The organism is Patiriisocius sp. Uisw_017, from assembly GCF_047731265.1.
Taxonomy (GTDB): domain Bacteria; phylum Bacteroidota; class Bacteroidia; order Flavobacteriales; family Flavobacteriaceae; genus Patiriisocius.
This window is the reverse complement of sequence record NZ_CP159835.1, coordinates 2,143,288-2,169,718: the sequence shown is the minus strand read 5'-3', so window position 1 is coordinate 2,169,718 and position 26,431 is coordinate 2,143,288. Positions and strand designations below refer to the sequence as shown.

The following is a 26,431-nucleotide window of genomic DNA, read 5'->3' as shown; positions in this document are numbered from 1 at the left end:
TTGGTCGTTAGTCGAGAGGAATACATTGAGTAGGGTAGCCGCGGCACTAAATGATATAAGATACTGGTTGTTACCAGACGTTTTAACTTATTCTAAAAACATTATACTTCCTAAACCATTGAGTTGATTGACCGGGTTTAATCGAGATGTCATAAAATAACTCAGGACTAATAACATGTTTGCTCCCCAAAGATTCACTTTGTTTGTTTGAAAACTTCCAGTTTCACTTAGCCCTATGCTACTTTCAAGGTTTAATAATTCCCATTGTGCATCGACATTTTCGAAACCTGTGAGGTTACTAAAAAAGAAAGTCTCCAAAGGGCAACCACTAAATTTGATGTTATTTCGTCCGATTTCAACTTTTTGTTCAGGATTAACAGATTCTATAAATAACAAAGGTTTTAATTGAAATGGAAATTTCAGTGTATAGTTACCCCCAATTAATTCTTTATTAATTGCTATAAAATTGTGAACGTATTCATCTGTTATAATATCTTTTTTACCGGTATTTTTTAAATAATATTTAACGGAGAAACTATTATCTTGTAATTCAATCTCTTTTTTCAATACATACGAATAGCCATTTATGATTTTTGATTTGCAGCAAATTAAAAGCTTATCTAATGCAGTAGTAATTTTAAACTCGGCTGGTTGAATCTCGTGATTTTTATTAGCGCTGTATTTAGCATCCCCTTTTCTTAATAGTCCCACGCCTATTTTATGAAACCAACCACCAATATCTGTTTCATCAAAGCCTAATGCAGTATCAATCCCAAATTCATTATAAAACCCTTTTCCTACGTGATTCTCATTTTGAAAACCATAGCTTTCCATACTGGTCAATTGAATATTTTGAAATTTCACTTTCACAATTTTCCCGGTCCAATCAAATCTTGAAAAGTTATAATTTTCAAGAGGAAGGTCAATATGAATTTCTAGGTTTTTATTTTTTAATATATGTGACATATTAAGAAAGAAGGAATTGATTAATCCTTATAGCAGGTATGCTAATATGATCTTATGAAAGCATGCTTGGGAAGGTGTTAGAATATAAAAGTCCGTGCAGAAAAAAAGCAGTTTAATCTAGCGTTAAATACTGCCTGAATTTTACAAATTCCACTTTTTATTTTTATGGTCAAAAGTCAGATTTATAAAAATTCTACAACCCTGCTTGCCAGAGGCACGAGAGGCAGGTTCCAAATACAACTTTACTTTTAATTAAGTAAACACTCCTGCATTGCATATATATGCGACCAACAGGAGTGTTTTTTACTTTGATATTTTTTAAAACACAAAACAACATTGACAATTAATTATGGCTCTAATTTAATTTCTTTGATAATTCTATCAACTGTTTTTAAGAACTTACCGCTATCTAAAATATATAATTTAGTTTTTTACAACCTTTTTTGTTAGGTTGCCTTTTGAAGTTTTAATATTCAATAAATAAATACCCGTATCTAAATTAGATATATCAATACTTTCATTAATAAACTTTGCGTTAATAGTTATGCCTAAAGTATTGTAAAGAATTACCTCTTGAAGTTCTACCTCAGCACTACTTTCGATGTGTATTAGGTTACTGGTAGGATTTGGAAAAACAAGAATACTTTTTTCTAGCGATACAAAAGTAGAAGTTGACAATATATCATCGATATATTTTTGAAAAAACAACCAAGCTTCTTCCCCGGCTTCAATATCCATATTTCCCCAAGCCCCTGGCCAATCATGTCCTCCACCAACTATTTCATAGTACCAAACTTCATTATTGTTAATGCCATCTAGGTGTTTTTCACTAACGATATAACTCCCATCTGAGGGATCTATATTTGGTAGTGTTTCTGTCACCACAGTTGTGCATTCGTTCTTGTCTGAAAAATAACTTATGGTAAAAGGAATACTTGGGTAAGCTCCCCATCCATCATTGTTATTTGGGTCTCCAGAAATAGGTGTTACGTCATCTTGGGAACCATGTATTTCGAACAAAGGGATTGGAGGACTATTGTCACATTCGTCTAATATTTCTTGTAAAATCATCCCTGCTACAGGTGCCACAGCCTTAAATGTGTCGTATGATTGACAAGCAAGCATGTAACACATTTCTGCACCATTAGAAAAACCAGTTGCAAAGGTATAGTCTGGATTCAAACCATGGGTTAATTGAAGATACGCTGCCAATTCAGTTAAAAACCCGACATCATCTACAGTTTCATTTTCGTGAAATGCATAACCTACATTCCAAAATCGATATCCATTCGAATCGATAGTTCCTCTAGGATAACAAACAGCAAAACCATATTGGTCTGCAAATTGATTCATTTCAGAATAATTCCTCATACTGTTAGCATCACCGGTGAATCCATGCATAACAAATACCAAAGGCATTTGCTCATTTAAGTTTACAGGCTCATAATAGATATATTGGCGGCCAATACCCTCATGTTCGAATTCACTAAATTGTGCTTGTGCTGTGAAATGAGAACAAAACAATACGAGAACTAACATCAATAATTTATATTTATTTTTCATTTAAAAATTTTTAAATCGAGTGAATATAATAATTTAAATACAATATTTGATTTGATTTGATTTGATTTTTAATAAGATTTGCCGGAGAATATGATCTTAAAAAGTGCGTTTTTATATTATTGTTAACAAATGTGTATCACAATTAACGACACACAATCCAATGTTTTTTAGTTGCCAACCCTAAACCTTATAAAATCTCAAAAAACTGCTACTTCAACAAGCCAGCCATCTCTTTTTGATACTTTAAACGGCTTATTGCTGCCCAATCTAGGATTTGTTTTGTTTGCTCTTCGCTAAGATCGCCGTGAAGCCAGGTATAGGTATCTAAGGGCATCTCCCCTTCTTCTACAAACTCAATAAGTTCTTCTAGCTTATGGTCTTTCTTTTTAGCCGAATACGAATCCCAAGCAGAAACATTAAAGTGCTTCTTCCCATCTTTTACATGGTCCTCTAACCAAAAACGTACCGGCTGGATCTCTGCATACCAAGGATATTGGGTTTGTGCACTGTGGCAATCGTAGCAATTGGCTTTAAACAACTCTGTCATTGCTGGTGATACATTTGCATCTGCTTCAAATAACGCTACTGTTTCATAACCTTCGCTGTTTTTTTCAGGACGAATAAACTGTATTACAACTAAGGCTGCCAATGCTAAAATAAAAAAATATTTAATGAATTTCATAGGTGTAATTTAGTTCAGGTTTAAATATTTTAGTCTTCAAAAATAAGTATTTATATAGGTTTATTATAAATAAGATTCTTAGAAAGTTTAAAAAAGGAAAGAATAATTAATCCAAGGTATAACTCCTTTTCATAAAATCAATAACGGTTTTTCTAATATCGTAAGCGGGTTCAAAGGCTTTAGGGTTGTAGACATTTATAACGCCTTTGTTCTGAGGTGTCAAAAACGGAATGTCATATCCTTTCAATAAAAAATCACTCACAGCTATGGTATAAGATTGATCTTCGTTAATATTAACGCCATTTATAAGCCAAACGCCATTTTTATTTTCAATATTATAACGTTGTAGGAAGGCACCAGTCCCTTTTTGTGATTCTCCATAATCCAATACTTCCTTTAAAAGAGCACCCATCATTTCCACCTTTAAGACAATGCCACCAAAGGGCAATACCCTAAAAATATCGATGCTAGTAATTTCCCCTTCGAGCGTATCGTCCAGTCTAAAAGACCCCCCGTTAACGATGGCTGCTTCCGCAGGAATATCAAATCCTTTGGCCATTGCTTCGGTTATAATTATACCTAAATCACTTTGAGTACTTCGGTTTGCAGCATCAGTAACTACAAGTGGAACTTGGGTCTCATATATTATCTCATAAGGATTTGCAATCACCTGTTTAATTTCAGCATCTAAGACTTTCTCCCATCGGTCTACAATTTCTTTTATACTGGACAGGGATGACACTTTATCATTAATTGCTAATAATTCAGAGTCTATTTTTAGTTGCTCTGTTTTTGTATTGTATCGCAAGGTGTGCACATATACTGTTTTCGCATTGGCATCTGCTTTTGCAATCGTGGCACCACTAGTTGATACTAACATATTTTTATGTTCGTGTCCTCCCATAATTAAAGCTACACCAGGAAGGCTTTCAGCAATTACTTTGTCTTGATCAATACTTAAATGGGTCAAGCCAATTATGATATCTGCTCTTGATTGTTCCAGTGCAGTATAAGCAGAACGGGCTTCTAACATATAATCGCTATAATACACCCAATCCACCGGATTTGAGTCAAGGGTCACACTAAAAAACCCTAGGCGCAATGGATATTCTTTCCCAATTGGAATATCGTAAATAACCTTTTCGGGAATAGGAATACTGTCGCCATTTTTGATGGTATTAAAAACGCGAATGTCTTCTCCATTTTTCTGAAATACGTTTGCTGAAGTCCATTGAAATTCACTTTCATTCAATCGGTCTTGAAGCTCATTGAGATTTAAATCGAATTCGTGATTGCCGAAAGTTGCTATATCAAAATCCATCGCATTCATCACTTCGATCATTTGTTTTCCTTTGATACGTTTGCCATCTATTTTCAATGTTCCCAATAAGGACGGATTCAAAAAATCGCCTCCCATTACTAAATACGAATTAGGAAATGCTTTTTTTATCGAATCTGAAATATGGCCCACACGAGCCATTCCTCCAACTTTTCCTCCTTTTAAGGGTGCGATTTCATACACATCATTTACCTGTATTAATTTTATTACAACAGTGTCCTTGTCTTTTACTTCCAAATTTTTTGTGGATTTACAAGCGTTTAGAAATAAGAAGAAAGAGCTAAGAAGAAAGAGAATTGTCTGTTTACTTCGGAATATGGAAGGTACTGTTTGGACTATAGATAATGGAATATGAAGTAGCGTCTTTTTCATTTGAATTTAATTTCAATTTCAGTACCAATCTAGGTTTAGAATTCGGGTATGCTATTATTCCAAACCTATAAATACCGTCATTTTTTAATCTATATTATACATTCTGTAATTCTCCCGTTAATGGTAAGTGTGAAATATTTTACTCGCTTCATTATGAGCGCTTTCAAAACTCATTGGGTTGATATTGCTATCTGCTTTTACTGTATTGAAATAGCTCAGCATTTTTTCAGTAGGCATATTTCCTGTTAGTTCGTCTTTTGCCATTGGACAGCCACCAAAACCTTGAATTGCCCCATCAAAACGAACACATCCTGCCTTGTATGCAGCATCCATTTTTTCGTGCCAAGCAGCGGGCGTTGTGTGCAAATGCGCACCAAACTCTATTGCAGAATATTTCTTGATAAGATTCGAAAAAAGATAGTCAACCGTTTCTGGTGTGGAAGTTCCTACGGTATCACTTAGAGACAAAATCTTCACACCCATTCTAGCTAGTTTCTCAGCCCACTCTCCTACGATATCAACATTCCAAGGATCCCCATAAGGATTTCCAAAACCCATAGAAAGATATGTCACTACTTCTTTATTATTGTTATCGGCAATTTCTAATATTTGAGAAAGTGTATCAATAGATTGTGCAATTGTTTTGTGGGTATTCCGCATTTGAAAGTTCTCCGAAATAGAAAAAGGATAGCCTAAATAATCAATCGTGTTATGTGTTACAGCAGCTTCGGCGCCTCTCACGTTTGCCACTATCGCGAGTAACTTACTTGAAGTTCTAGACAGGTCTAATTGCGAAAGCATTTCAGCCGTGTCCACCATTTGCGGTATTGCCTTTGGAGAAACAAAACTCCCTACATCAATAGTATCAAAACCGCAGCGCAACAAAGACTGAATGTATTGCACCTTCTTCTCTGTAGGAATCCAATCCTTTATACCTTGCATTGCATCTCGAGGACACTCTATAATTTTTACTTTTTGCATTAAGGTAAAGATAGGAATTCAATTGATAATTATGAATTCAGAATTATGAATTTTATACTGCTATAAATAACGATAATTAAAAAAAGCAGATATTTAAAACTCCTTACTCGAGCAAGGTTGGGTGGGTGTTCTTTGATTATAATCTAGAAATGAAAAATTATAATATTGTATCCTTTTTAAATTTTAATTTGAACACACCTTTTAGTTGCTCCTTTAGGAAGGAAACTCGTTATCTTTAAAATAAGTAATTGAAATTAATACCTTGAGGGAGGTTGAGATAAAAGGCTCCTTCCGAATTTCGCATAAAAAACCTCTAAATCTTTAAAGATATTTAGAAATTCACCCCGCAATAAACACGAGACCGATTCTTCTCACGATACACCTTAGCTCTTTACTTGTGTTATCTCATAATTCTATGCCGTTGGAGGAAGGAGCATTATTCTGATTTTTGAATCTACAAATTAAAAACCCACTAAGAAGGTATCATAATAAAAATGGCAATACCAACAAAAACTATAATTTGCAACCACTTCATAAAAACACCAATACCTTTATGTTTTAAAGTATAGTTCGAAATAGATCCTGCTAATAAAGCAACAAGGCTAAAAACCAAAAAACTCACTATCATAAAAGTAATTCCTAAAATATAAAATTGAGACACTGTATTTAGAGAAGGTTCCCACAAAAAAGCGGGGAAAAACGAGAGGAAAAAAACCATCACTTTGGGATTGAGTAGATTCATGATTACACCTTGTTTGAAAAGTTCTCGATGTGATTTTTTAGGAGCATTGGTACTGAAAGAAATGGTCCCGTCACTTTTAAAAACTTGATATGCCAAGTATAAAAGATACACCGCTCCAAAGATTTTTATAGCATAGAAAACATTCTCGTTAGCAGTAACCAATGCTGAAACTCCAAATGCTAGCAGCGTAGTGTGAACAATACAGCCGCTAATTAATCCTGCCGTAGTTGCAATACCACTTTTAGTTCCATTAACCATTGCTTGTGTAAGCACATAAATATTATCTGGCCCTGGGCTTATTGCCAATGCCATGGTTGCTAGTGAGAATAAATAGAGGTTTTCTAACAACGTGTTTTTGGTTTAGGTTAAGCGGCAATTAATTGATTTTTATTTGATTGTAGGTATCGACAGCGTTAGGCCAGACAATGAGTGATATTTATAAAATGAATTAAATAACTCAACTATATTTCTTCTTTTGCATGAGCAACACTCATTAAACTAGCAGTTACCAATTACTATATGGCATAAATATTACTTCTGCGTTTAGGGCAACGGCCTGACCCGTATTTATTCCGGGGTGGATTACAGATATAATTTTAATAAAATACAACTATCATTAACCAAAATTCGGCAGGGTTATTTTTCAATTTTAGACAAAAAAAAATTCATAATCCCGCATTCAACACAGCCTTATTTATTTTCTTAATCAAACTAGGGCCTTCATAGATGAACCCTGTATAAATCTGAACCAATGTGGCGCCTGCCTTTATTTTTTCTAACGCATCTTCTGCGCTATGAATCCCTCCCACTCCTATAATTGGAAAGGCAAGATTACTTTTTTGAGACAAATAACGAATTACTCGGGTACTGTCTTCTTTAATGGGTTGACCACTTAACCCACCATATCCAATCTCAGAAAGCATTTCGCCACTGGCCTTAAGACCATCTCTTTTTGTTGATGTATTGCTCGCAATGACACCGTCTAAATTTGTGATTTGAACCAATTCCACAATTTCATCGAGTTGGTCGTTGTTTAAATCGGGCGCAATTTTTAAGAGAATAGGTTTTTGCTTTTCAAATGTTTTATTTGCCTTTTGAACTTCGGTTATTAATTCTTGAAGGTAATCGCGATCGTTTAATTTTGCGTCACTCCCTACGTTTGGGCAGCTCACATTTAGCACAAAATAATCCACATATGGGTGTAATGCATAAAAGCATTCTAAGTAATCTGCGGTATAATTTTCTGGTGCTGTGGCAGTATTCTTTCCAATATTCCCTCCGATTAGTAATTTGTGCTTGTTCTTTTTAAGCTGAAGAATGGTTTCTTGAAGTCCATTATTATTGAAGCCCATTCTATTGATAATCCCCTTATCATCTTTTAATCGAAAGAGTCTTTGTTTTGGATTCCCCTCTTGGGCGCTTGGTGTTACTGTTCCTATTTCGATAAAGCCAAACCCAAAATTTGCCAATTCATTATACAACACCGCATTTTTATCAAAGCCTGCTGCTAGTCCAACTGGGTTATCAAATTTTAAACCAAATACTTCCCGTTGTAATTTTGGATTTTTAACATTGTATAAACTTCGAAAGATTCCGCCAAAACCTAAATTAGAAAACAACTTTATCAAACCAAAAGTAAAATAATGCACCTTTTCTGGATCGAATGAAAATAAAATGGGACGGAGAACGCTTTTGTACATAGATTTAAAATATGCTACAAAAATAACACTTAAAATTGTCTTTTCAGAAAATAGAACACTCATAGTTATTGAGATAAAATTAGTATTAACTTTGAATCTTTAGTAAGCAAACGATTAAAACCAACACAATGATTTCAAAAGAAAAACTCATCAAAAGATTTGTAAGTTACGTTACCGTAGATACTGAAAGTGATCCCGATAGCGACACGACACCGAGCAGCGCTAAACAATGGAACCTTGCAAATGCACTCGTGCAAGAGCTAAAGGAAATTGGGCTACAAGAGGTTACGATTGATGAAAATGCGTATATTATGGCTACGCTGCCTAGTAATGTGAATCACGAAACACCTACGATTGGTTTTGTTTCTCATTTTGACACCACACCAGATTTTACAGGAGCCAAGGTGAACCCTCAAATTATTGAAAATTATGATGGTAAAGACATTGTATTAAATGCAAAAGAAAACATCATCCTATCACCAGATTATTTTGAAGATCTATTATTATATAAAGGTCAAACTTTAATCACTACTGATGGGACAACGCTTTTAGGAGCAGATGACAAAGCTGGTATTGCTGAAATTATTAGCGCAATGGAATATCTAGTGAACCATCCAGAAATTAAACACGGCACCATCCGAATTGGCTTTACTCCCGACGAAGAAATAGGCCGCGGAGCTCATAAATTTGATGTGGAGAAATTTGGTGCAGATTGGGCTTATACTATGGACGGGAGCCAAATAGGCGAATTAGAGTATGAAAACTTTAATGCTGCTGGAGCATTAGTGACCGTCGAAGGAAAAATTGTTCATCCTGGGTATGCAAAAGGAAAAATGGTAAATAGTATGTATATCGCTACCGACTATATTAACTCGCTACCAAGATTGGAAACCCCAGAACATACAGAGGATCGACAGGGCTTTTTTCACTTATATAGCGTAAAAGGCGAAGTAGATAGCACTCAATTAAAATACATTATTAGAGATCACGACAAGGGACATTTTGAAGCTAGAAAAGAAATAATGCTAAAGCTAGCTGGTGAACTAAATGCACAGCTCGGAAAAGAAGTGGTTACTGTCGAAATTAAGGATCAATATTTTAATATGCGCGAAAAAATTGAACCCGTAATGCACATCGTTAATATTGCTGAACAAGCAATGAAAAATGCAGATATAGCTCCATTAATAAAGCCCATTCGCGGTGGTACTGATGGCTCTCAATTGAGCTTTATGGGACTTCCTTGTCCTAATATTTTCGCGGGAGGGCATAATTTTCATGGGAGATTTGAATATGTCCCTGTAGAAAGTATGCAAAAAGCAATTGAAGTAATTGTTGGGATTTGTGAGCTAGTAGGAAAAGAAAAATAAGAGCTTATTGCGAATACTAAAAGACACTCATTAAATTCATTCAAAAGAACTTGATTTTTTGGCGAATAAAAATAAAAAAAACCTCCAACAAAAAGCTGGAGGTTTTTAATATTGTGAAAGAATTCTTACTTCTTAATGAGCTTGTTGTCATTAAGCTTCACACTCATTTCCATAGAAAGGGAAGAGCGCTCAAACTTCATCTTTCCAGCACCGGATTCTATGATACAAGTTCCGTCGTCGTTTAGACTTAAAATCTTGCCATGCATTCCACTTTTTGTTACCACTTTATCGCCTGTTTTAATCTCGGCAACGTACTTTCGTTCTTTCTTCTGCTTTTGCATTGAAGGACGTATAAGAAAAAAATACATTACTCCAAACAATAAAACAATTGGTAACATCTGGCTTAAATCACCCATAAATTTCTTTTTATAAGATTATAATCTTAAGTCTTATTATTTTGAAGCAGGTGCAACTTTCAATCCTGCTGGTGCGCCGTCTTTAGCTTGAACGAATGCTTTGATAAGCAACGTTTCTTTACCAGCTTCAGTATTAGCAGTAATAGTTACTGTTTTACTTACTTGATTTTTACCACTACCATTGAATTTAACTAAAAGCTCACCTGACTCTCCTGGAGCAACTGGCTTATCAGTAAATGTTGGCACAGTGCATCCACAGCTACTTTTTGCATCAACAATTACAAGGTTACTTTTACCTGTATTTGTAAATTTAAAAATATGCTCTACAGCCGTACCTTGCGCAAGCTCACCAAAATCATATTCTTTTTCAGCAAAAGTCATAACAGGGTATTCACCAGCTTTTGAATCACGATCTGCAGCTGCTGTTACGTTTGTATCGCTAACGCTGTCTGCAGCTTTTTCTTTACAAGATGTAAATACGAATAGCGCCGTTACAGCTACTATCAAAATTGAATTTTTCATAGTTAAAATAAATTAAAAATTTTTAGAGCGGCTAAAATAATCAAAAAAAACATCTTATCGAAGTCCCCGTCCAATTTTGTGAATTTTTTTAGACACTGTTAATTCCTTCACTAACTTGTCTAAAATACCATTGATAAAAATACTGCTCTTTGGCGTTGAGTACTCTTTAGCGATTTCTAAATATTCGTTTATAGTAGCTCTTACCGGAATTGACGGGAAGTATAAAAACTCAGCAATACCCATTTTTATTATAATCATGTCTAAGTCTGCAATACGATCTTTGTCCCAATTAGGTGTTTTACCTTCAATTGCATCGCCTAGTTTATCATCATTAAGAATTGTTTTTCTCAAAAGGGTGAGGGCATATTCTCTGTCTTCTTCGTTTTTATATAGTTCTGGAAGAAGTATGGTTCCAACATTTTTTTCAGTAAGCTTGTTCAGCATTTTTACTAGTGCTGTATTTACAATTGGAAAATCATCTAGCCAAGTAAGCCTTTTATCCTCCAGATATTCATAATACTGATCATTAGGAGCGATTACCTCTTTGTAAATTCTCACAATGACTGCTTTATCATCGCTAAAACTTGGAGTAGGTTCTTGAAGGTAGGCTTTAAAAAAGTCTTTTTGACGCAAATCTTTTAGTAAAATTGCCGTGTATTCGTCGTCAAGTTTCCAATAGTTTAATTTCTTTTTCTTGACAAAGTCTGCGAGCTCTTCATTATTGGATATAATATCCAGTAATTTATTATCTAGAAAATTTCGACTGAAGTCTTTCTCTTCTTTTGTTGCAAGATGCTTTTTTTGTGATGTTAACAAAAACCTCTCTTCGCTCACTCTCATTTCCAAGAGTAGCTGCAATGATAATACATATAAATCCAACATCTGATCTATACTGTAGAGCAAAAACTTTTCTTGTTTTTCTAAATCGGGGTTTTGGCTTTGGTTAAAAGCGTAGATTGATTGCAAAACTTTTACCCTAATATGTCTTCTGGTTAGCATAGTTTTAAAAGAACTTGTTAAAATTTGAATGGTTTTCTATTTCAGTTAAAAACAATAAAAAACACCGCATTTTACATATATAGAATGCGGTGCAAAGATAGTATTTTATAAAAACTGGTTACGCCTTTTCAGCTTTTCTTGCATCAATTCTTGATTGCGCAATACTAAGTGCCGCGAAGTGTGTTGTAATATCGCTCTTTTCAGCAGTTTCCAGGATTTCTAAGGTGGTCGTATAAATGTTTTCTGTCTTACGGATTATCTCCTGTCTTCCGTAATTCTCTAATTCAGCATATACATTTATAATTCCACCCGCATTTATTAAGAAATCTGGTGCGTAAACAATTCCACGTTCTCGCAATAATTCTCCATGTTTGACCTCATCTGCTAACTGGTTATTCGCTGCACCCGCAATCACTTTTGCTTTTAATTGTGGCAAGGTCGTATCGTTAATAGTGGCCCCTAGTGCACAAGGAGCATAGATATCCATTTCTTCTGCATAAATATTATTTCCGGTATAAATTTCAACACTATACTTACCTCTGACTTCTTCTAATCTATCTTGGTTGATATCGCTAATGAATACTTTCGCTCCTTCATTACTCAAATGTTCTACGAGTGCCTCCCCCACATTACCAATACCTTGCACATAGATTACTCGGTTTTCTAAATCGTCATTACCAAAAGCATATTTTGCCGCCGCTTTCATTCCCATAAAAGTACCATAGGCTGTAATAGGAGAAGGGTTTCCTGCGCCACCTTTATCCTGGCTTATTCCTGTAACATATGGGGTCACCGTGCGCACAAGATCCATATCGCTTGTAGCCATTCCTACATCTTCTGCTGTGATGTATTTTCCACCAAGTCCGTGAACAAACTCTCCAAAACGCAGCATTAGTTCGGGTGTTTTTTGAGTTTTTGCGTCCCCAATAATCACGGCTTTACCGCCACCTAGATTAAGCCCGGTTATTGCGCTTTTGTAGGTCATGCCCCGTGACAAACGCAATACATCGTTTAAGGCCTCTTGTTCACTTGCATATTGCCACATTCGAGTACCCCCAAGAGCAGGTCCTAACACTGTATTATGAATTCCAATTATTGCTTTTAAACCAGTATCTTTGTCGTTACAAAAAACGATTTGCTCGTGGTCTTTGAAGGAAAACTGTCCAAACACTGGACTTATTTTTTTTATGTTTTTACCTGAAATTACTTCCGTAGTCATAGTGCTATTTTTTGCATACCCCCTAAAAAGGACGCGCAAAAATACTCGTTACTTGACCATACCACACAAAAAAACTCATAAAATAAGAATTTGTTAATAACTCGATTGCCTTTATGAAAGAACTTAAATACCTCAACAAATACCTTAAAAAATATCGGGGTCGCCTTTTTTTAGGAATGTTTATTACTGTAATCGCTGCTGTTTTCAAACTCGTTGTACCTATGAAAGTAGGCGATAGTGTGACCATTGTAGAAAAGAAAATAAATGGTAAGATTACAGATATGGCTATTGTTCAATCTGAATTATTATCCAACATATTAATTCTTTTAAGCGCAACCATTTTAGCTGCCTTATTCACCTTTGTAATGCGCCAAACCATCATTATAGTATCTCGAAAAGTAGAATTTGATCTCAAAAACGAAATCTATGCACACTATCAAAAATTATCGCTTGGCTTCTACAAACAAAATAGAACGGGAGATTTAATGAACCGGATAAGTGAAGACGTGGGAAAAGTACGAATGTATATGGGACCTGTAATTATGTATAGCACATCAACAATTACACTTTTTATCGTTGCCATAAGTTATATGCTCTACATAGCGCCAACCTTAACTTTATATGCTGTTGCACCGCTTCCTATATTATCTATTCTGATTTATAGATTGAGTATTGCCATCCATAAAAGAAGTACCGTCGTACAACAATACCTTTCTAAATTGACCACCTTTACACAGGAGAGTTTCAGCGGAATAAATGTCATAAAAGCCTACGGAATCGAGCCAAGAATTAACAACGAATTTGTAACCCTTTCTGAAGGAAGCCGTGACAAAAACATAGACCTCGTTAAAGTACAAGCATTGTTTTTTCCATTAATGATGATGCTTATTGGGGCGAGTAACGTTCTGGTAATTTACATTGGGGGTTCTCGATTTATTAGCGGAGAGATTGAAGATTTTGGTACGATTGTAGAGTTTTTAATCTATGTAAATATGCTCACTTGGCCCGTTGCTATTATTGGTTGGGTTACTTCTATGATTCAGCAAGCCGAAGCTTCGCAAAAAAGAATTAATGAATTTTTGAACACGGTTCCAGATATTAAAAATAATGCGATAACGGAAACTTCAGTGGTAGGAAAAATTGAATTTAAGAACCTCTCCTTTGTTTATGATGAAACAAATATTAGGGCGCTTAATGATATTTCATTCTCTATAAATCCAGGTGAAACAGTTGCCATTATTGGGAATACGGGTTCTGGTAAATCTACGATTTTAGAACTCATCGGTAGACTCTACGATATACACGAAGGTGAATTACTAATTGATGAAACAGCAATTGATGCAATTCATTTAAAAAGTTTGAGACAGAACATTGGTTATGTTCCACAGGATGCATTTTTGTTTAGTGAGAGTATAAAAGACAACATCAAATTTGGAAAAGCAAATGCTACAGATGCTGAAGTAATAGCGGCGGCTAAACTTGCTGCAGTACATAATAATATTGAAGGTTTTAGCAAAGGATATAACACCATACTAGGAGAACGTGGGATTACGCTAAGCGGTGGCCAAAAGCAACGTGTTTCTATCGCGAGAGCTGTTATTAAAAATCCAGCCATATTGTTATTTGATGATTGTTTAAGTGCAGTAGATACAGAGACAGAAGAAGAAATCTTAAACAATCTTAACAAAATTTCACGGGATAAGACTACCATTATTGTGAGCCATAGAGTTTCTTCAGCAAAAAATGCTGATAAAATTATTGTGCTTAAGGAAGGTGCTATAATTCAACAAGGGACTCATAATCAACTAGTGAACAGCGAAGGGTATTACAAAGAATTATACCAGAAACAACGTACTGAAAAAGAATTGTAATTTAATTTGTGGTATTTATAATTTTTATGGATTTTTGAGGAAAAGAAATACTATAAACTACTATTATGAGCGATAATTACGCAATGGAGCAAGAAGAAATACACAGTAAGGTGATGCGTGCAGGACGACGTACTTACTTTTTTGACGTACGATCTACAAAAGCAGGTGACTATTATTTGACAATTACTGAAAGTAAAAAGTTCACTAATGACGACGGATCATTTCACTACAAAAAACACAAAATCTATTTATACAAAGAAGATTTTCACGAGTTTAAAGACAACCTTGATGAAATGATTCAATTTGTAATTGACAAAAAAGGTGAAGAAGTAATTAGTGAGCGTCATCAAAAAGATTACAAAAGAGAAGAGGCTCCTGAAAAAAACTTAGATACCGCAAATGAAGCTGGTGAAACATTAGACAAGCCCGCTGAAACAAATTTTACAGATGTTGATTTTGATGACATCTAAATTACTTTGGGGTAATAAAATAACAAATAACAAAATATAAAAACGGGTCAATGCCACGTTTAATTAAAACCGCTTTAATTTTTTAAAGCGGTTTTTTTTGTGCCTAAAATAAATTGGTCAATTACCGCAAGACACCCATCCTAAATCCTCTCAAGGAGAGAAACTCTTAAATATTGTTACATAAGCGTAAATCTTCTCCCCTTGAGAATTGCCTGGATAAAATGAAACTTTATCGAAGGTATCTAGAACCACTCATTAATGGGTGTTCGGCTTCATTTATTTTTTAGGCAAGCTTCAACCTTCACAAATAACAAAATATTAGAATATAATGTTAACAGGTTTTGTATTTTTATAGGCAAACCAGATTATAATAAACCAATGCAGAAAATCATTTTAGTAGTCCTTTCCGTTTTTATTTCCGTAGCCAGTGTTGCGCAAGATTATGTCGTAGATCTTGATTATTATCTTCCTAAAGATGTAAGCTACAACAACAGCATACCAACCCCTAAAAGTATTATTAAACACGAAGTAGGCGAATGGCATATCTCGCACGATAAATTAGCGCAGTACATGTATGCTTTGGCAGATGCTAGCGATCGCATTACTATTGAAAACCGAGGAAACACCTTTGAAGGAAGACCGCTTTTATTGCTTACCATAACTTCACCTTCCAACCAAGCCAATATCCAAAACATTAGAAAAGAACACCTTGCCCTTACTCAAAAAGAAGGTAGCAGCATCAACACAACCAATATGCCCATTATAGTGCAAGAAGGATTTTCTATCCACGGAAATGAACCCAGTGGATCTAACGCAGCACTCGCTGTTGCCTATTATCTAGCAGCAGCCCAAGGCCCTAAAATAGACGAATTACTAAAAAATGTCATCATCCTTTTTGACCCAAGTTACAATCCAGATGGCTTACAACGCTTTTCATATTGGGCCAATACAAATAAAAGTCAAAACATAAATCCAGATCCAAACGATAGAGAATTTTCTGAAGTATGGCCTGGCGGAAGAACCAATCATTACTGGTTTGATATGAATCGTGATTGGTTACCCGCACAACTCCCAGAAAGCCGTGCACGCATTAAAACCTTTCATAAATGGATGCCGAATATCTTGACAGACCATCACGAAATGGGAACCAATTCTAGTTTCTTTTTTCAGCCTGGAATTCCGTCGCGAACACATCCTTTAACGCCACAACAAAACCAAGATTTAACTGGTGAAATTGGAACCTACCATGCGAAAGCATTCGATAAAATTGGTAGTTTTTATTATACCGAAGAAAATTTTGATGATTTCTATTATGGCAAAGGCTCTACCTTCCCAGATGTAAATGGAAGTATTGGGATTTTGTTTGAACAAGCTTCTTCCAGAGGACATGCGCAGGAAAGTGACAATGGTATTTTGACCTTTCCGTTTACGATTAGGAATCAATTTACGGCAGCGCTTTCTACTTTAGAAGCGGCGGTGGTAATGCGAACCAAGATTTTAGACTACCAACAAAAGTTTTATAAAGATGCATTTTCTGAAGCTTCTAATGGTGGTGCGATTATTTTTGGAGATGAAAAAGACCCTTCAAAAGCCTATCACCTTGCTGAAATATTACAACGCCACGGCATCACCTTCCATCAAGTAAAAAATGAATTTATGAGTAATGGAAAAAAATACACCCCCAACTCAAGTTATATCGTTCCTAAAAACCAACGACAACACAGGCTTATAAATGCTATGTTTGAAAAACGAACCTCCTTTAAAGACAGCCTTTTTTATGACGTTAGTGCTTGGACATTTCCCCTGGCGTTTAATTTAGATTATGACGAGAGCATCTCTTTGAGTAAGGCTGGACCAGTCATTAAAGACTTAAAAAAAACACCCGCTACCGGTCCAGGCAATTCGCAATATGCCTATTTGATGGAATGGCACGATTACTACACGCCAAAAGCACTGGCAATGATCTTGAAGAAAGAACTAATTGCAAAAGTGGGAATGAGCCCTTTTACTAGCGAGAATACTACCTATGATTACGGTACTATTATGATTCCTGTGAAAAACCAAAAATTATCACCCTCAGAAATTTCTGAAGCAATACTTGAAATTGTAGCTGCAACTAATGTGAAAATCACCGCTGTTACCACCGGTCAAACCAAAGGAATCGATTTAGGGAGCAGCCAGTTTAGACCCTTAGAAATGCCGAAAGTTGCTCTATTAGTAGGAGAAGGAATTAACCCTTACGACGCTGGAGAAATTTGGCATCTTTTTGATACACGTTATGATATGTTGATTACAAAACTAGATGTCAAAAATTTTCAATATATGGACATTAGCAAATACACTGATATTATTTTACCAAGCACTTGGGACAACGCATTAGATAAAGAGGCGGCAAAAAAGCTGAAAACTTGGGTTCAAAATGGAGGAACCCTTATAGGGTATAAAAATGCCGGTAAATGGTTTAAATCTAATGATTTGCTAGAAATTGACTTTAAAACAAGCAAAGATTCTGCTACCAACATTAGTTTTGAACAGCGCGGTAATTATCGCGGTGCCAAAGTTATTGGCGGCGCTATTTTTGAAACCAAATTAGATCGCTCTCATCCTGTTGCCTTTGGTTATAAAAACACAAGTTTGCCAATGTTTAGAAACTCCACCCTATTTATGGAAGCAGACAAAAACAGCTATAACAATCCTATCCAATACACGGCAAATCCATTAATGAGTGGTTATATTTCAAAACCTAATTTAGAAGAACTCGCAAGTACGGTGCCTTTCAAAAAAGCTGGAGTGGGTAGCGGAAATGTGATCTACTTTACAGATAATACGAATTTTAGAGCGTTCTGGTATGGGACTAATAAATTGTTGATGAATGCGATTTTCTTTGGGGATGAGATGTAGAGATAACTTATTAGGGCGTGTATCGTTGATAAAACTTATGTGTTGTTCTTTGGGTTGAATCTCTTTTTAAATCTATATAAATGCCTAGTGGATCAAAATTAGAATTTCAAGATTTAGAAAGAATTAAATTAGAAGTCAAAGAAGCTGGCCTAATAAAAGACGATTCAAGGGAAGAAATTCAAATTTTGTCAAAGAAAGGCATCTTAACAGCTCAAGAAAACCCTACTATGCGAGATATTATTTCTACCCTTAATCGCGCAGCACACCTAATGGAATTAGACCAAATTACGGCGGAATGGATTATTGATAATGGACCTCAAATTATAGATAGCCTTGATAGCAAACTTCCTATTCGTGGTGGAGTTCGTTCACACTCCGACCCAAACACCTCAAAAAATTGGATTGAACAATCTTTTGAAAACAAAAATTGGATATCAAGTCTTGAATGGTCTGACCACATCGAAAATCATAAACAACTATGGGATACTGAAATTGACAACCTATGCACTTCAATAATAAAAAAACTGAATGGTGATACAGAAAAAATTCAAAAATTTAGTTTGATGCAAAACAACTGGGAAAACAATTAATAATGAATTTACAAAAAGAAATAATTCGAGTTACTTCAGAATATTTTGAAGATAATATTGACTGGCTAAAGTTATCAAATGCATCCAAGGAGTATAAAAATATTTTGGAGGAACTTTGTGGTCAAAACATGGATAATGAGGAAGGACGGAGTGATATTGGATTTGAAAATGGCAAGGCTCTTGGTGCATTTTGGGCAGCCCTTTGCCTTGATGACTTGGTAAGAACAAGACAATTTATTAGAGGAATAAATGAAGCTATTAAAGAAAAAATTAACGTTAAAAAGCCACTTCATATACTCTATGCCGGCACAGGACCCTTCGCAACACTTATTCTTCCTTTTATTTTAAGATATTCCAAACTTGATATAAAGTATACATTTTTAGAAATAAACCCACTTAGCTTTAAAATAGTACAAGATGTAATTTCAAAATTAGGCTTAGATGAATATGATATCACATTCGCAAAAAAGGATGCTACTAAATATCAAATAGATTCTAAAAATGAACCTGATATTATTATAAGTGAAACCATGCAAAATGCGTTGGCTAAAGAACAACAAGTTCCAATTTTTTTAAACTTGATGCGTCAAGTAAATAACGAAACCATATTTATACCTGAGAAAATAGAGCTATTTATTGGCCTTAAAAAAGCTGGAAGCCCAATGGACGTGCCTCAAGCAAACCAGTATCGTGAAGCGGAGATGGTATTTGAAGTTAGCAAAGAATCAATGTTTCCATCAGAGACATCAAAAACACAAATCACTAAAGAAGTTTCGTTCAAAAAAAGCAAATTATAATTGGGAATAATGCTTTGAAAGATGCTGATGTACTCGTAATTATCACTAAAATACAAGTCTATAAAAATGAAAAAATTGATATTAATCAAAGTGGTTTAACTACACCCCTATTTTTAAAAGAGATTTCTAAAAACCACAAGGGTTCAATAACTATTGACACACAATATAAAATTTATTCTGAGCCAAAACTTGAATATAAGATAACGTAAACCCATTACTATCTAGACAGCATTTAAACGAAGCTTCAATGACGTTTGCTTGATTATCGCAACAAATACATATATTTACGTCTTATAAAATAAAGACAACATGGATATTGACCAAACTTCGAATTTCTTAAATGATTTACTATCTCAAACCGAAAAAAAAAGGGAGAAAAAGGTGTATTCTTGTTTTATCAAAACGGTATCTTCTTTAAAAAAAAGGGCCTTGTCTGGAATCCAGTTGCAATTAATAAATGAAAAACTTACCTCTTTCAATTTAAAGGCAAGCACAGAAAACAGAAAAACATATGTTAGGCAAAAGCATGTTGAATTTAGAACATTCCTAAAAAATGAATTTTCTTTAACCCCCAAAAACCACTACACAGAACAAGGGGTAATTTACGGGATGATCTTTGGAACATCTTTAGGTCTGTCTATAGGTATTGCTATTGATCCAAAATTTGGAACTAGCATTGGACTGTCTATTGGAACAGGCGTTGGGATGACATTAGGCATGTTGTATGGGGCAAGAAAAGATGCTGTCGCAAAAAGAAAAGACAAAGTTTTTTAAAAGCGTACTTGAAATAAAACAAATTGGTTCTAAGCCCACAAAAAAAAATCGAACAAAATGAAACATTTCCTAGCAATACTATTCACAACACTCCTACTGTCATGTTCTGGAAACAAAGGAGTTATCAATGCAGATAACAATGGTTTTATTGCAGAAGGGTATGACGTTACTGAGTATTTTAATGGCAATGCACTCGAAGGAAAGGATGCCTTTGTAGCTTCGCATAATGGGGCTAACTATAAATTTGTTTCCGATGCCAACAAAGAAAAGTTTAAAGCCAACCCAGCATCTTTTGAGCCTAAGTACGGAGGATATTGTGCCTATGCCGTTGGAGCAAAAGGGAGCAAAGTAAGCATCAACCCAAAAAGTTTTACTATCGAAGACGGGAAGCTTTACTTGTTTTACGATAATGCACTTATTGACACCAAACAAAAATGGTTGGAAGAAAACCCAGCACAGTTAAAAAAACAGGCCGAAGCTAATTGGATTAAGATCACAAAAGAGCAGTAATTTAAAATTGGTTATAACATTATAGGCTATTCTTCTATCTTTTGGGAAGGCAACAAATGTGTATTGCGGTCTCAGGAGAGGCACAAATAAAAAATCCTTCGTCGCTTTATGAGGAGCGCGAAGGATTTTATCTTAAAATGTTTCTTTTTAGGGAAATTTGAAAAATCAAAAATTTACTTTATGTTTCATTTTAAACCATATACATAATAAACATAAATCAAAATTACAATTTAATAGTAAACAATACCTTCAGTAAAATCTCATAATAATATCCTACAAAACTCATTTTACACTCATATTAAAGTGGTTTTACGCGTATTGAGCAATATTCTTCAGTTAATTTCAATTTTTAGGTTTCTTAACCTATAAAACAATATTCTTGCCACTTTCAAAATAGTATATTTGCGCCTTGAAAATTTAAGAGCACATGATACTTCAAAAAACAATCAAAAATTTTACACAAAACCCTAAAAATGACATCCTTTCGGGGTTAACAGTAGCGCTGGCTTTAGTGCCAGAAGCAGTGGCATTTGCCTTTGTCGCTGGCATAGACCCGCTTGTAGGACTCTATGGCGCTTTTATGATGGGAATTGTAACAGCTCTTTTTGGAGGTCGGCCAGGGATGATTTCTGGAGCTACGGGTGCTATGGCAGTAGTGATGGTAAGCTTGATAAAGCTAGGAAATGACACTGGTGATGCACTAGCCGTACCGGTAGAAAACCTTGGTTTACAATGGCTTTTTATTACATTACTTGTAGTAGGAGTTATTCAAATACTAGCCGGAGTATTGCGATTAGGAAAATTTGTGCGATTAATTCCGCATCCTGTGATGATGGGATTTGTAAACGGTTTGGCAATTGTAATTTTTCTTTCTCAACTGGGAATGTTTAAAGAAAAAGTAGGAGAAAACATGCAATGGATGACCGGAAATAATCTACTCTTAATGTTGGGGCTTGTTTGCTTAACCATGGGAATTATGTTTGGACTTCCTAAAATAACTAAAAAGATTCCTGCCGCACTAGTAGCTATTGTCGTAGTAGCCGCAATTGTAATTTTTGGAAAATTAGATGTTAGCACTGTTGGGTCTTTTATTAAAGATGGCGGTGGACAAGGACTACAAGGGAGTTTACCAACATTCCAAGATCAAATATTCACTCTTTTCTACACTATTAAAGGACATTTTTGGACCTTACTATCGTATGCAGGAATACTAGCAGCAATTGGGTTAATAGAATCCTTAATGACGCTCAACCTTATCGATGAAATGACCGAAACTAGAGGAAGCGGTAACCGTGAATGTGTAGCGCAAGGAGGCGCCAACATATTAAACGGCCTCTTTGGTGGTATGGGTGGTTGTGCAATGATTGGACAATCTATAATTAATATAAATTCTGGCGGTCGCGGCAGATTATCTGGTACGGTTGCAGCAGTTGCATTGCTCTGTTTTGTGCTGTTTGGCGCTCCCCTAATTGAGCAAATCCCTATTGCAGCGTTAGTAGGAGTTATGTTTATGGTCGTTATTGGAACCTTTGCTTGGAGTAGTTTTAGAATTTTACACAAAATACCATTGACAGATGCTATCGTATTGATCGCAGTTTCTGCAATTACTGTTTGGCAGGATCTTGCAATTGCGGTAGTTGCAGGAGTAATTATGAGCGCATTAAGTTTTGCATGGAAAAGTGCAACGATGATTCGTGCTCGTAAACGAGTTAAAGAAGACGGCACTAAAGTATATGAAATATGGGGGCCTTTATTCTTCGGAAGCACTTCAGCATTTAATAAAAAGTTTGATTTTACATCAGATCCTGATTCAATCGAAATAGACTTTATTGAAAGTAAAGTAGGAGATCATTCTGGTGTTGAAGCACTAAGAACAATTACTAATAAATATTTGGATGCTGGCAAGAACGTTACATTAACTCATTTAAGTCCCGACTGTAAAGCGATGCTTATAAAATGGAGCCCGGAATTCGAAACCATAATCCAAGATGCTATAGACGATCCTAGATATTATGTAGTTACAGATATGATGGACGCGGAGGTTTAAAAATAAGTTTGTGGTTTATATATAAATCCAAAAGTTTGAAAACAATTAAAATGCCTGAACAAATAAACTTACAAACTCGTTAAAAGAGAGAAGCGAAAGTTCTTTCTTGTTTTTTCTATTCACGCACAAAATAAAACTCTTGTTTTTGTGGTATACCACCTATAAAACCAGCTACCCAAGCTTTAATTTTCTTACGCTCAGGGTTCGTATAGACAATTTGTGATGGGAACTCATTTCTTGGGTTTTCAAAAGCAAACATGTACTCAGCATCTTTTTTCAAAGTAAAAACAACCGGGTTTAGTTCTGGACCAACAGTTTCAACATAGAGCTTTATCTTATTGTTTTCTTCATAAATTTTCCTTCGTTCAGCAAATACAGTGTCTTGGTTTCTCAAGATAATACCTGACGCTACAAGCGCGCTATCATTTAATTTCTGCCGTGTTTCAGACAGCCACTAAAAAACCCTATACCAATCCTGTATACTTGTTAATTGCTACAGAATCTGAAAGTGCGACAAAAATTATGATTCTTTCATCGCTCTCTATTCCAACCGTTATAAGAATTGGCTCCAATACCGAAGGTCTATTTTTAGATGTATTGGATAAGACGCTGCCCACTGGTTGGGAATTTGGACTGTCAAGTGAAGTTGTATCTAGATCTAAATGGGGTCAATTATGAAGGTATCGTAATCGCTCCAGATTATGAGATAGGATACCCGCGTGGTCCAAAAAAGTTTTTGACAAAAGTGATGGCAGATTTAAAAGAGAAAAAGGATCTATCGATTGAAAAGGTATTACAACTTATTGAAAACACAAATAATTAGACTTTAAATACTTTTAATCCACTAAACGACTAAGAGATGCTTGAACTCCCTCCTAACTGTGAAAACTGCGGCAAGCCACTTCCGCCTGATCGTGAAGAGGCTATGATTTGAACTTACGAATGTGCTTTTGTAAAGGTTGTGTAAAAGACATATTGCAAAATGTGTGTGCCACATTTGTTATAGAGGTTTTGAAAAAAGACCCAAAGGACCAAAAAGTCAGTTAGTAGAACACCTACCTACGAAGGAGGTTACTCACAAGCCCATTGTGGAATCAGATTTTAAAATTGCTTTAGAAAGATTTAAAAACATGTTTACCAAGAACAGGTAGTTACTTTACTATATTTTAGATAGATAGTTTAGCGACTATTTTATACAACAAATTTTTACTTATGATATTTTTTGCCATTTAAACGAGCTACTAGAGTACGGTCTCAAATAATAATTATAGTAATAACGACAACTATTAAAGGCAAATTAAGGTAGGCACATAAATTACAAGGCTCCATATTCTATTAACTACAGCAATATAAGATGTATTTTTAAAACGGAAACTGCACCCAAATCGACTTTAATTAAAAGAACATTATCTCTAGGCTAAATAGATTGTGTTTCAACAAAATGTTAAAAAAGGCTTCATTACTTTTACCATATGCAAACCGCGAGGCACATTCTCCCTATTATTGTAATTGCGCAGTTTTGCTGTACTTCTCTGTGGTTTGCAGGCAATGGAGTGCTTACTGAACTAATCACAACTTTTAATTTAAATAACGAAGCGCTAGGGACATTAACCTCTGCGGTTCAACTAGGCTTTATAGCAGGGACATTGCTTTTTGCAATTCTCACCATTTCAGACAAATACAACCCTTCTCTGGTGTTTTTTATCTGTGCATTAGCTGGTGCTGGAGTAAATGCCTTGACACTCATTAGCGAAAATACCATAGTAACTTTAACCATAATTAGGGGTGCCACAGGGTTTTTTCTAGCGGGAATATATCCTGTAGGAATGAAAATAGCATCCGACTATTTTGACAAAGGACTAGGAAAATCTTTAGGGTACTTGGTGGGAGCGCTCGTACTTGGAACTGCATTTCCTCACGCAACTAAAGCCTTTGTTGGAACTTTTGATTGGAGATTGGTACTTATTATAACTTCAGGAATGGCGGTAATTGGCGGGCTATTAATACTCCTATTTGTTAAAAGAGGCCCCTTTCAACAGCCTTTAAAAGAAGTTAAATTGAATGCGTTTTTTAAAGTTTTTAGAAACAAAGACTTAAAAGTAGCTGCTTACGGTTACTTTGGGCACATGTGGGAGCTGTATGCGTTTTGGGCTTTCCTTCCTTTACTACTCTTTAGATATATTGAATTTAATCCCGAAATATCGACAAACATATCTTTGTGGTCTTTTATTATAATTGCCATAGGAAGTCTGGGTTGTATTACTGGGGGTTATATTTCTGAAGCTATTGGAATGAAAAAAACTGCTAGTATCGCCTTGCTTATTTCTGGAATTTGTTGCTTGATTTCTCCCTTTATTTTAAACCTTAGTTTTCCATTGTTTATAGGTTTTCTATTAATTTGGGGAATTTCTGTAATTACAGATTCACCTCTATTTTCAGCATTAGTAGCTAAAAATGCGAGCAACCAGCTTAAAGGAACTGCTTTAACTATTGTAACGAGTCTGGGCTTCGCTATTTCAATTATTAGTATTCAGTTACTATCTTTTCTGTCTAAACACATAGCCATTGAGTATTGCTTTGTATTCCTCGCTCTTGGTCCAATAATAGGGCTTATATCTCTATTTAGAAAAGCATAAAGTGAAGCACTAAGAGATCTGAAGACCATTTTCAACCCTTCGTTCCGGATTTAACAAGATTACGTCATTTCCAGAAACTGCTCCTAAAACAAGACATTCACTCATAAATGTACTTATTTGTTTCTTCGGAAAATTAACAACAGCAACAATTTGTTTTCCCTCTAATTCTTCTTTGGTATACAAGGTAGTAATTTGTGCCGAAGATTTTTTGACACCAAGATCAGCACCAAAATCAATTTTTAATTGATATGCAGACTTTCGTGCTTCGGGAAAGTCTAGCACCTTTATAATGGTGCCAACACGAATCTCAACCTTTTCAAAATCATTCCAAGAAATCTCCATTTTTATATTTTTATAACTAAGATAGCAATTTTAAGGCCTATATTGTATGTTAATTATTAAATAATCAAAATGTCCCTCACTCCTTCTAATATGTTACCACTAGGAACAATTGCTCCCAACTTTGAACTTATGGATGCGGTTACAAAAAACATGATACCGTTGCAAGATGTTCGTGGTAAACATGGGACCGTGGTAATGTTTATTTGCAACCACTGCCCTTTTGTAAAACACGTAAATGAAGAATTGGTTAGAATTTGCAATGACTATCGTGTTACGGGTTTTGGGTTTGTAGCTATAAGCAGTAATGATGCTGAAAAATACCCACAAGATGGTCCAGATTTAATGTGGAAAAATGCTCGCGAAGAAGGTTATCCTTTTCCATATTTACACGATGCCACACAAGAAATTGCAAAAGCCTACGATGCCGCCTGTACCCCAGATTTTTATTTGTATGATGAAGACTTAAAGCTTGTATATAGAGGACAACTTGACAACTCTCGTCCTGGCAATGGGATTCCAGTTAATGGTCGTGATTTAAGAGAATCGATGGACAATATACTGAACAATAACCTACAGCGAAAGGATCAAAAACCCAGTATTGGTTGTAATATAAAATGGAAGTAAT

At 35.3% G+C, this 26,431-nt stretch carries 27 protein-coding genes; 14 read left to right on the top strand and 13 right to left on the bottom strand.

Annotation, left to right across the window (positions count from 1 at the left end; genetic code table 11):
* Window positions 1–87: 87 nt before the first annotated feature.
* The 7 genes from ABXT67_RS09965 to ABXT67_RS09935 all read right to left on the bottom strand — a co-directional run bounded on the left by ABXT67_RS09965 (window position 88) and on the right by ABXT67_RS09935 (window position 8,345).
* Window positions 88–966 (bottom strand): hypothetical protein, encoded by an 879-nt coding sequence (locus ABXT67_RS09965; protein ID WP_415373863.1) that lies wholly within the window; start codon window positions 964–966, stop codon window positions 88–90.
* A gap of 423 nt (window positions 967–1,389) precedes the next feature.
* Window positions 1,390–2,529 (bottom strand): T9SS type A sorting domain-containing protein, encoded by a 1,140-nt coding sequence (locus ABXT67_RS09960; protein ID WP_415373862.1) that lies wholly within the window; start codon window positions 2,527–2,529, stop codon window positions 1,390–1,392.
* A gap of 208 nt (window positions 2,530–2,737) precedes the next feature.
* Window positions 2,738–3,211 carry a heme-binding domain-containing protein gene (locus tag ABXT67_RS09955; protein WP_415373861.1) on the bottom strand — a complete coding sequence of 158 codons (474 nt, stop codon included), beginning with the start codon at window positions 3,209–3,211 and terminating at the stop codon, window positions 2,738–2,740.
* A gap of 106 nt (window positions 3,212–3,317) precedes the next feature.
* Complete coding sequence (locus ABXT67_RS09950) at window positions 3,318–4,787, bottom strand: bifunctional metallophosphatase/5'-nucleotidase (protein WP_415373860.1); 1,470 nt, start codon at window positions 4,785–4,787, stop codon at window positions 3,318–3,320.
* Between the two features lie 252 nt (window positions 4,788–5,039).
* Window positions 5,040–5,903, bottom strand: coding sequence for a hydroxymethylglutaryl-CoA lyase (locus ABXT67_RS09945; protein ID WP_415373859.1), 864 nt, complete (start codon window positions 5,901–5,903; stop codon window positions 5,040–5,042).
* Between the two features lie 472 nt (window positions 5,904–6,375).
* Window positions 6,376–6,993 carry a LysE family translocator gene (locus ABXT67_RS09940; RefSeq protein WP_415373858.1) on the bottom strand — a complete coding sequence of 206 codons (618 nt, stop codon included), beginning with the start codon at window positions 6,991–6,993 and terminating at the stop codon, window positions 6,376–6,378.
* A 317-nt stretch (window positions 6,994–7,310) separates the two neighbouring features.
* Window positions 7,311–8,345: a quinone-dependent dihydroorotate dehydrogenase gene (locus ABXT67_RS09935; protein ID WP_415376977.1), complete on the bottom strand. Its 1,035-nt coding sequence runs from the start codon at window positions 8,343–8,345 to the stop codon at window positions 7,311–7,313.
* Between the two features lie 128 nt (window positions 8,346–8,473).
* Between ABXT67_RS09935 and pepT the strand changes: the two genes are divergently transcribed.
* Window positions 8,474–9,712 carry a peptidase T gene (gene pepT, locus ABXT67_RS09930; RefSeq protein ID WP_415373857.1) on the top strand — a complete coding sequence of 413 codons (1,239 nt, stop codon included), beginning with the start codon at window positions 8,474–8,476 and terminating at the stop codon, window positions 9,710–9,712.
* Window positions 9,713–9,837: 125 nt separating this feature from the next.
* Here pepT and yajC read toward each other — a convergent pair whose 3' ends face one another.
* The 4 genes from yajC to ABXT67_RS09910 form a co-directional block, all read right to left on the bottom strand.
* Window positions 9,838–10,128: a preprotein translocase subunit YajC gene (gene yajC / locus ABXT67_RS09925; protein ID WP_415373856.1), complete on the bottom strand. Its 291-nt coding sequence runs from the start codon at window positions 10,126–10,128 to the stop codon at window positions 9,838–9,840.
* Window positions 10,129–10,164: 36 nt separating this feature from the next.
* Complete coding sequence (locus tag ABXT67_RS09920; RefSeq protein ID WP_415373855.1) at window positions 10,165–10,650, bottom strand: DUF1573 domain-containing protein; 486 nt, start codon at window positions 10,648–10,650, stop codon at window positions 10,165–10,167.
* A gap of 54 nt (window positions 10,651–10,704) precedes the next feature.
* Window positions 10,705–11,616, bottom strand: coding sequence for a transcription antitermination factor NusB (nusB, locus tag ABXT67_RS09915; RefSeq protein WP_415373854.1), 912 nt, complete (start codon window positions 11,614–11,616; stop codon window positions 10,705–10,707).
* 151 nt (window positions 11,617–11,767) lie between these two features.
* On the bottom strand, window positions 11,768–12,868 hold the full coding sequence (locus tag ABXT67_RS09910; protein ID WP_415373853.1) for a Glu/Leu/Phe/Val family dehydrogenase: 1,101 nt from the start codon (window positions 12,866–12,868) through the stop codon (window positions 11,768–11,770).
* Between the two features lie 113 nt (window positions 12,869–12,981).
* On the opposite strand from ABXT67_RS09910, the gene ABXT67_RS09905 reads away from it, so the two are divergent.
* The 8 genes from ABXT67_RS09905 (at window position 12,982) to ABXT67_RS09870 (ending at window position 22,828) form a co-directional block, all read left to right on the top strand.
* Window positions 12,982–14,739, top strand: a complete 1,758-nt coding sequence (locus ABXT67_RS09905) for an ABC transporter ATP-binding protein (RefSeq protein WP_415373852.1) — start codon at window positions 12,982–12,984, stop codon at window positions 14,737–14,739.
* A 65-nt stretch (window positions 14,740–14,804) separates the two neighbouring features.
* Window positions 14,805–15,209, top strand: coding sequence for a PUR family DNA/RNA-binding protein (locus ABXT67_RS09900; protein WP_415373851.1), 405 nt, complete (start codon window positions 14,805–14,807; stop codon window positions 15,207–15,209).
* A 378-nt stretch (window positions 15,210–15,587) separates the two neighbouring features.
* On the top strand, window positions 15,588–18,110 hold the full coding sequence (locus tag ABXT67_RS09895; RefSeq protein WP_415373850.1) for a M14 family metallopeptidase: 2,523 nt from the start codon (window positions 15,588–15,590) through the stop codon (window positions 18,108–18,110).
* 80 nt (window positions 18,111–18,190) lie between these two features.
* Window positions 18,191–18,700: a hypothetical protein gene (locus ABXT67_RS09890; RefSeq protein WP_415373849.1), complete on the top strand. Its 510-nt coding sequence runs from the start codon at window positions 18,191–18,193 to the stop codon at window positions 18,698–18,700.
* Window positions 18,701–18,702: 2 nt separating this feature from the next.
* On the top strand, window positions 18,703–19,497 hold the full coding sequence (locus tag ABXT67_RS09885) for a hypothetical protein (RefSeq protein ID WP_415373848.1): 795 nt from the start codon (window positions 18,703–18,705) through the stop codon (window positions 19,495–19,497).
* A gap of 309 nt (window positions 19,498–19,806) precedes the next feature.
* Window positions 19,807–20,271, top strand: a complete 465-nt coding sequence (locus ABXT67_RS09880; protein ID WP_415373847.1) for a hypothetical protein — start codon at window positions 19,807–19,809, stop codon at window positions 20,269–20,271.
* A gap of 57 nt (window positions 20,272–20,328) precedes the next feature.
* Complete coding sequence (locus tag ABXT67_RS09875; protein WP_415373846.1) at window positions 20,329–20,781, top strand: YHS domain-containing (seleno)protein; 453 nt, start codon at window positions 20,329–20,331, stop codon at window positions 20,779–20,781.
* A gap of 427 nt (window positions 20,782–21,208) precedes the next feature.
* Entirely contained in the window at window positions 21,209–22,828 is a 1,620-nt protein-coding gene (locus ABXT67_RS09870) for a SulP family inorganic anion transporter (RefSeq protein WP_415373845.1), read from the top strand.
* A gap of 115 nt (window positions 22,829–22,943) precedes the next feature.
* Here the strand turns inward: ABXT67_RS09870 and ABXT67_RS09865 are convergent, their stop codons facing one another.
* A complete protein-coding gene (locus tag ABXT67_RS09865) occupies window positions 22,944–23,222 on the bottom strand; it encodes a hypothetical protein (RefSeq protein ID WP_415373844.1) in 279 nt (92 codons plus the stop codon).
* 44 nt (window positions 23,223–23,266) lie between these two features.
* Between ABXT67_RS09865 and ABXT67_RS09860 the strand changes: the two genes are divergently transcribed.
* The 4 genes from ABXT67_RS09860 (at window position 23,267) to ABXT67_RS09845 (ending at window position 25,464) form a co-directional block, all read left to right on the top strand.
* Window positions 23,267–23,506, top strand: a complete 240-nt coding sequence (locus tag ABXT67_RS09860) for a hypothetical protein (protein ID WP_415373843.1) — start codon at window positions 23,267–23,269, stop codon at window positions 23,504–23,506.
* The gene (locus tag ABXT67_RS09855) at window positions 23,469–23,651 is read left to right on the top strand and encodes a hypothetical protein (RefSeq protein WP_415373842.1); all 183 of its coding nucleotides are present in this window, start codon (window positions 23,469–23,471) and stop codon (window positions 23,649–23,651) included. Before ABXT67_RS09860 ends, ABXT67_RS09855 begins: the two co-directional genes overlap by 38 nt.
* 36 nt (window positions 23,652–23,687) lie before the next feature.
* Entirely contained in the window at window positions 23,688–23,762 is a 75-nt protein-coding gene (locus ABXT67_RS09850; RefSeq protein WP_415376976.1) for a DUF1272 domain-containing protein, read from the top strand.
* Window positions 23,763–24,300: 538 nt separating this feature from the next.
* Complete coding sequence (locus tag ABXT67_RS09845; protein WP_415373841.1) at window positions 24,301–25,464, top strand: MFS transporter; 1,164 nt, start codon at window positions 24,301–24,303, stop codon at window positions 25,462–25,464.
* Window positions 25,465–25,473: 9 nt separating this feature from the next.
* On the opposite strand, the gene ABXT67_RS09840 is transcribed toward ABXT67_RS09845, so the two are convergent.
* Window positions 25,474–25,806, bottom strand: coding sequence for a tRNA-binding protein (locus ABXT67_RS09840; RefSeq protein WP_415373840.1), 333 nt, complete (start codon window positions 25,804–25,806; stop codon window positions 25,474–25,476).
* Window positions 25,807–25,875: 69 nt separating this feature from the next.
* Here ABXT67_RS09840 and ABXT67_RS09835 point away from each other — a divergent pair, with 69 nt between their 5' ends.
* A complete protein-coding gene (locus ABXT67_RS09835) occupies window positions 25,876–26,430 on the top strand; it encodes a thioredoxin family protein (protein WP_415373839.1) in 555 nt (184 codons plus the stop codon).
* The last annotated feature ends 1 nt before the right edge of the window (window position 26,431 follow it).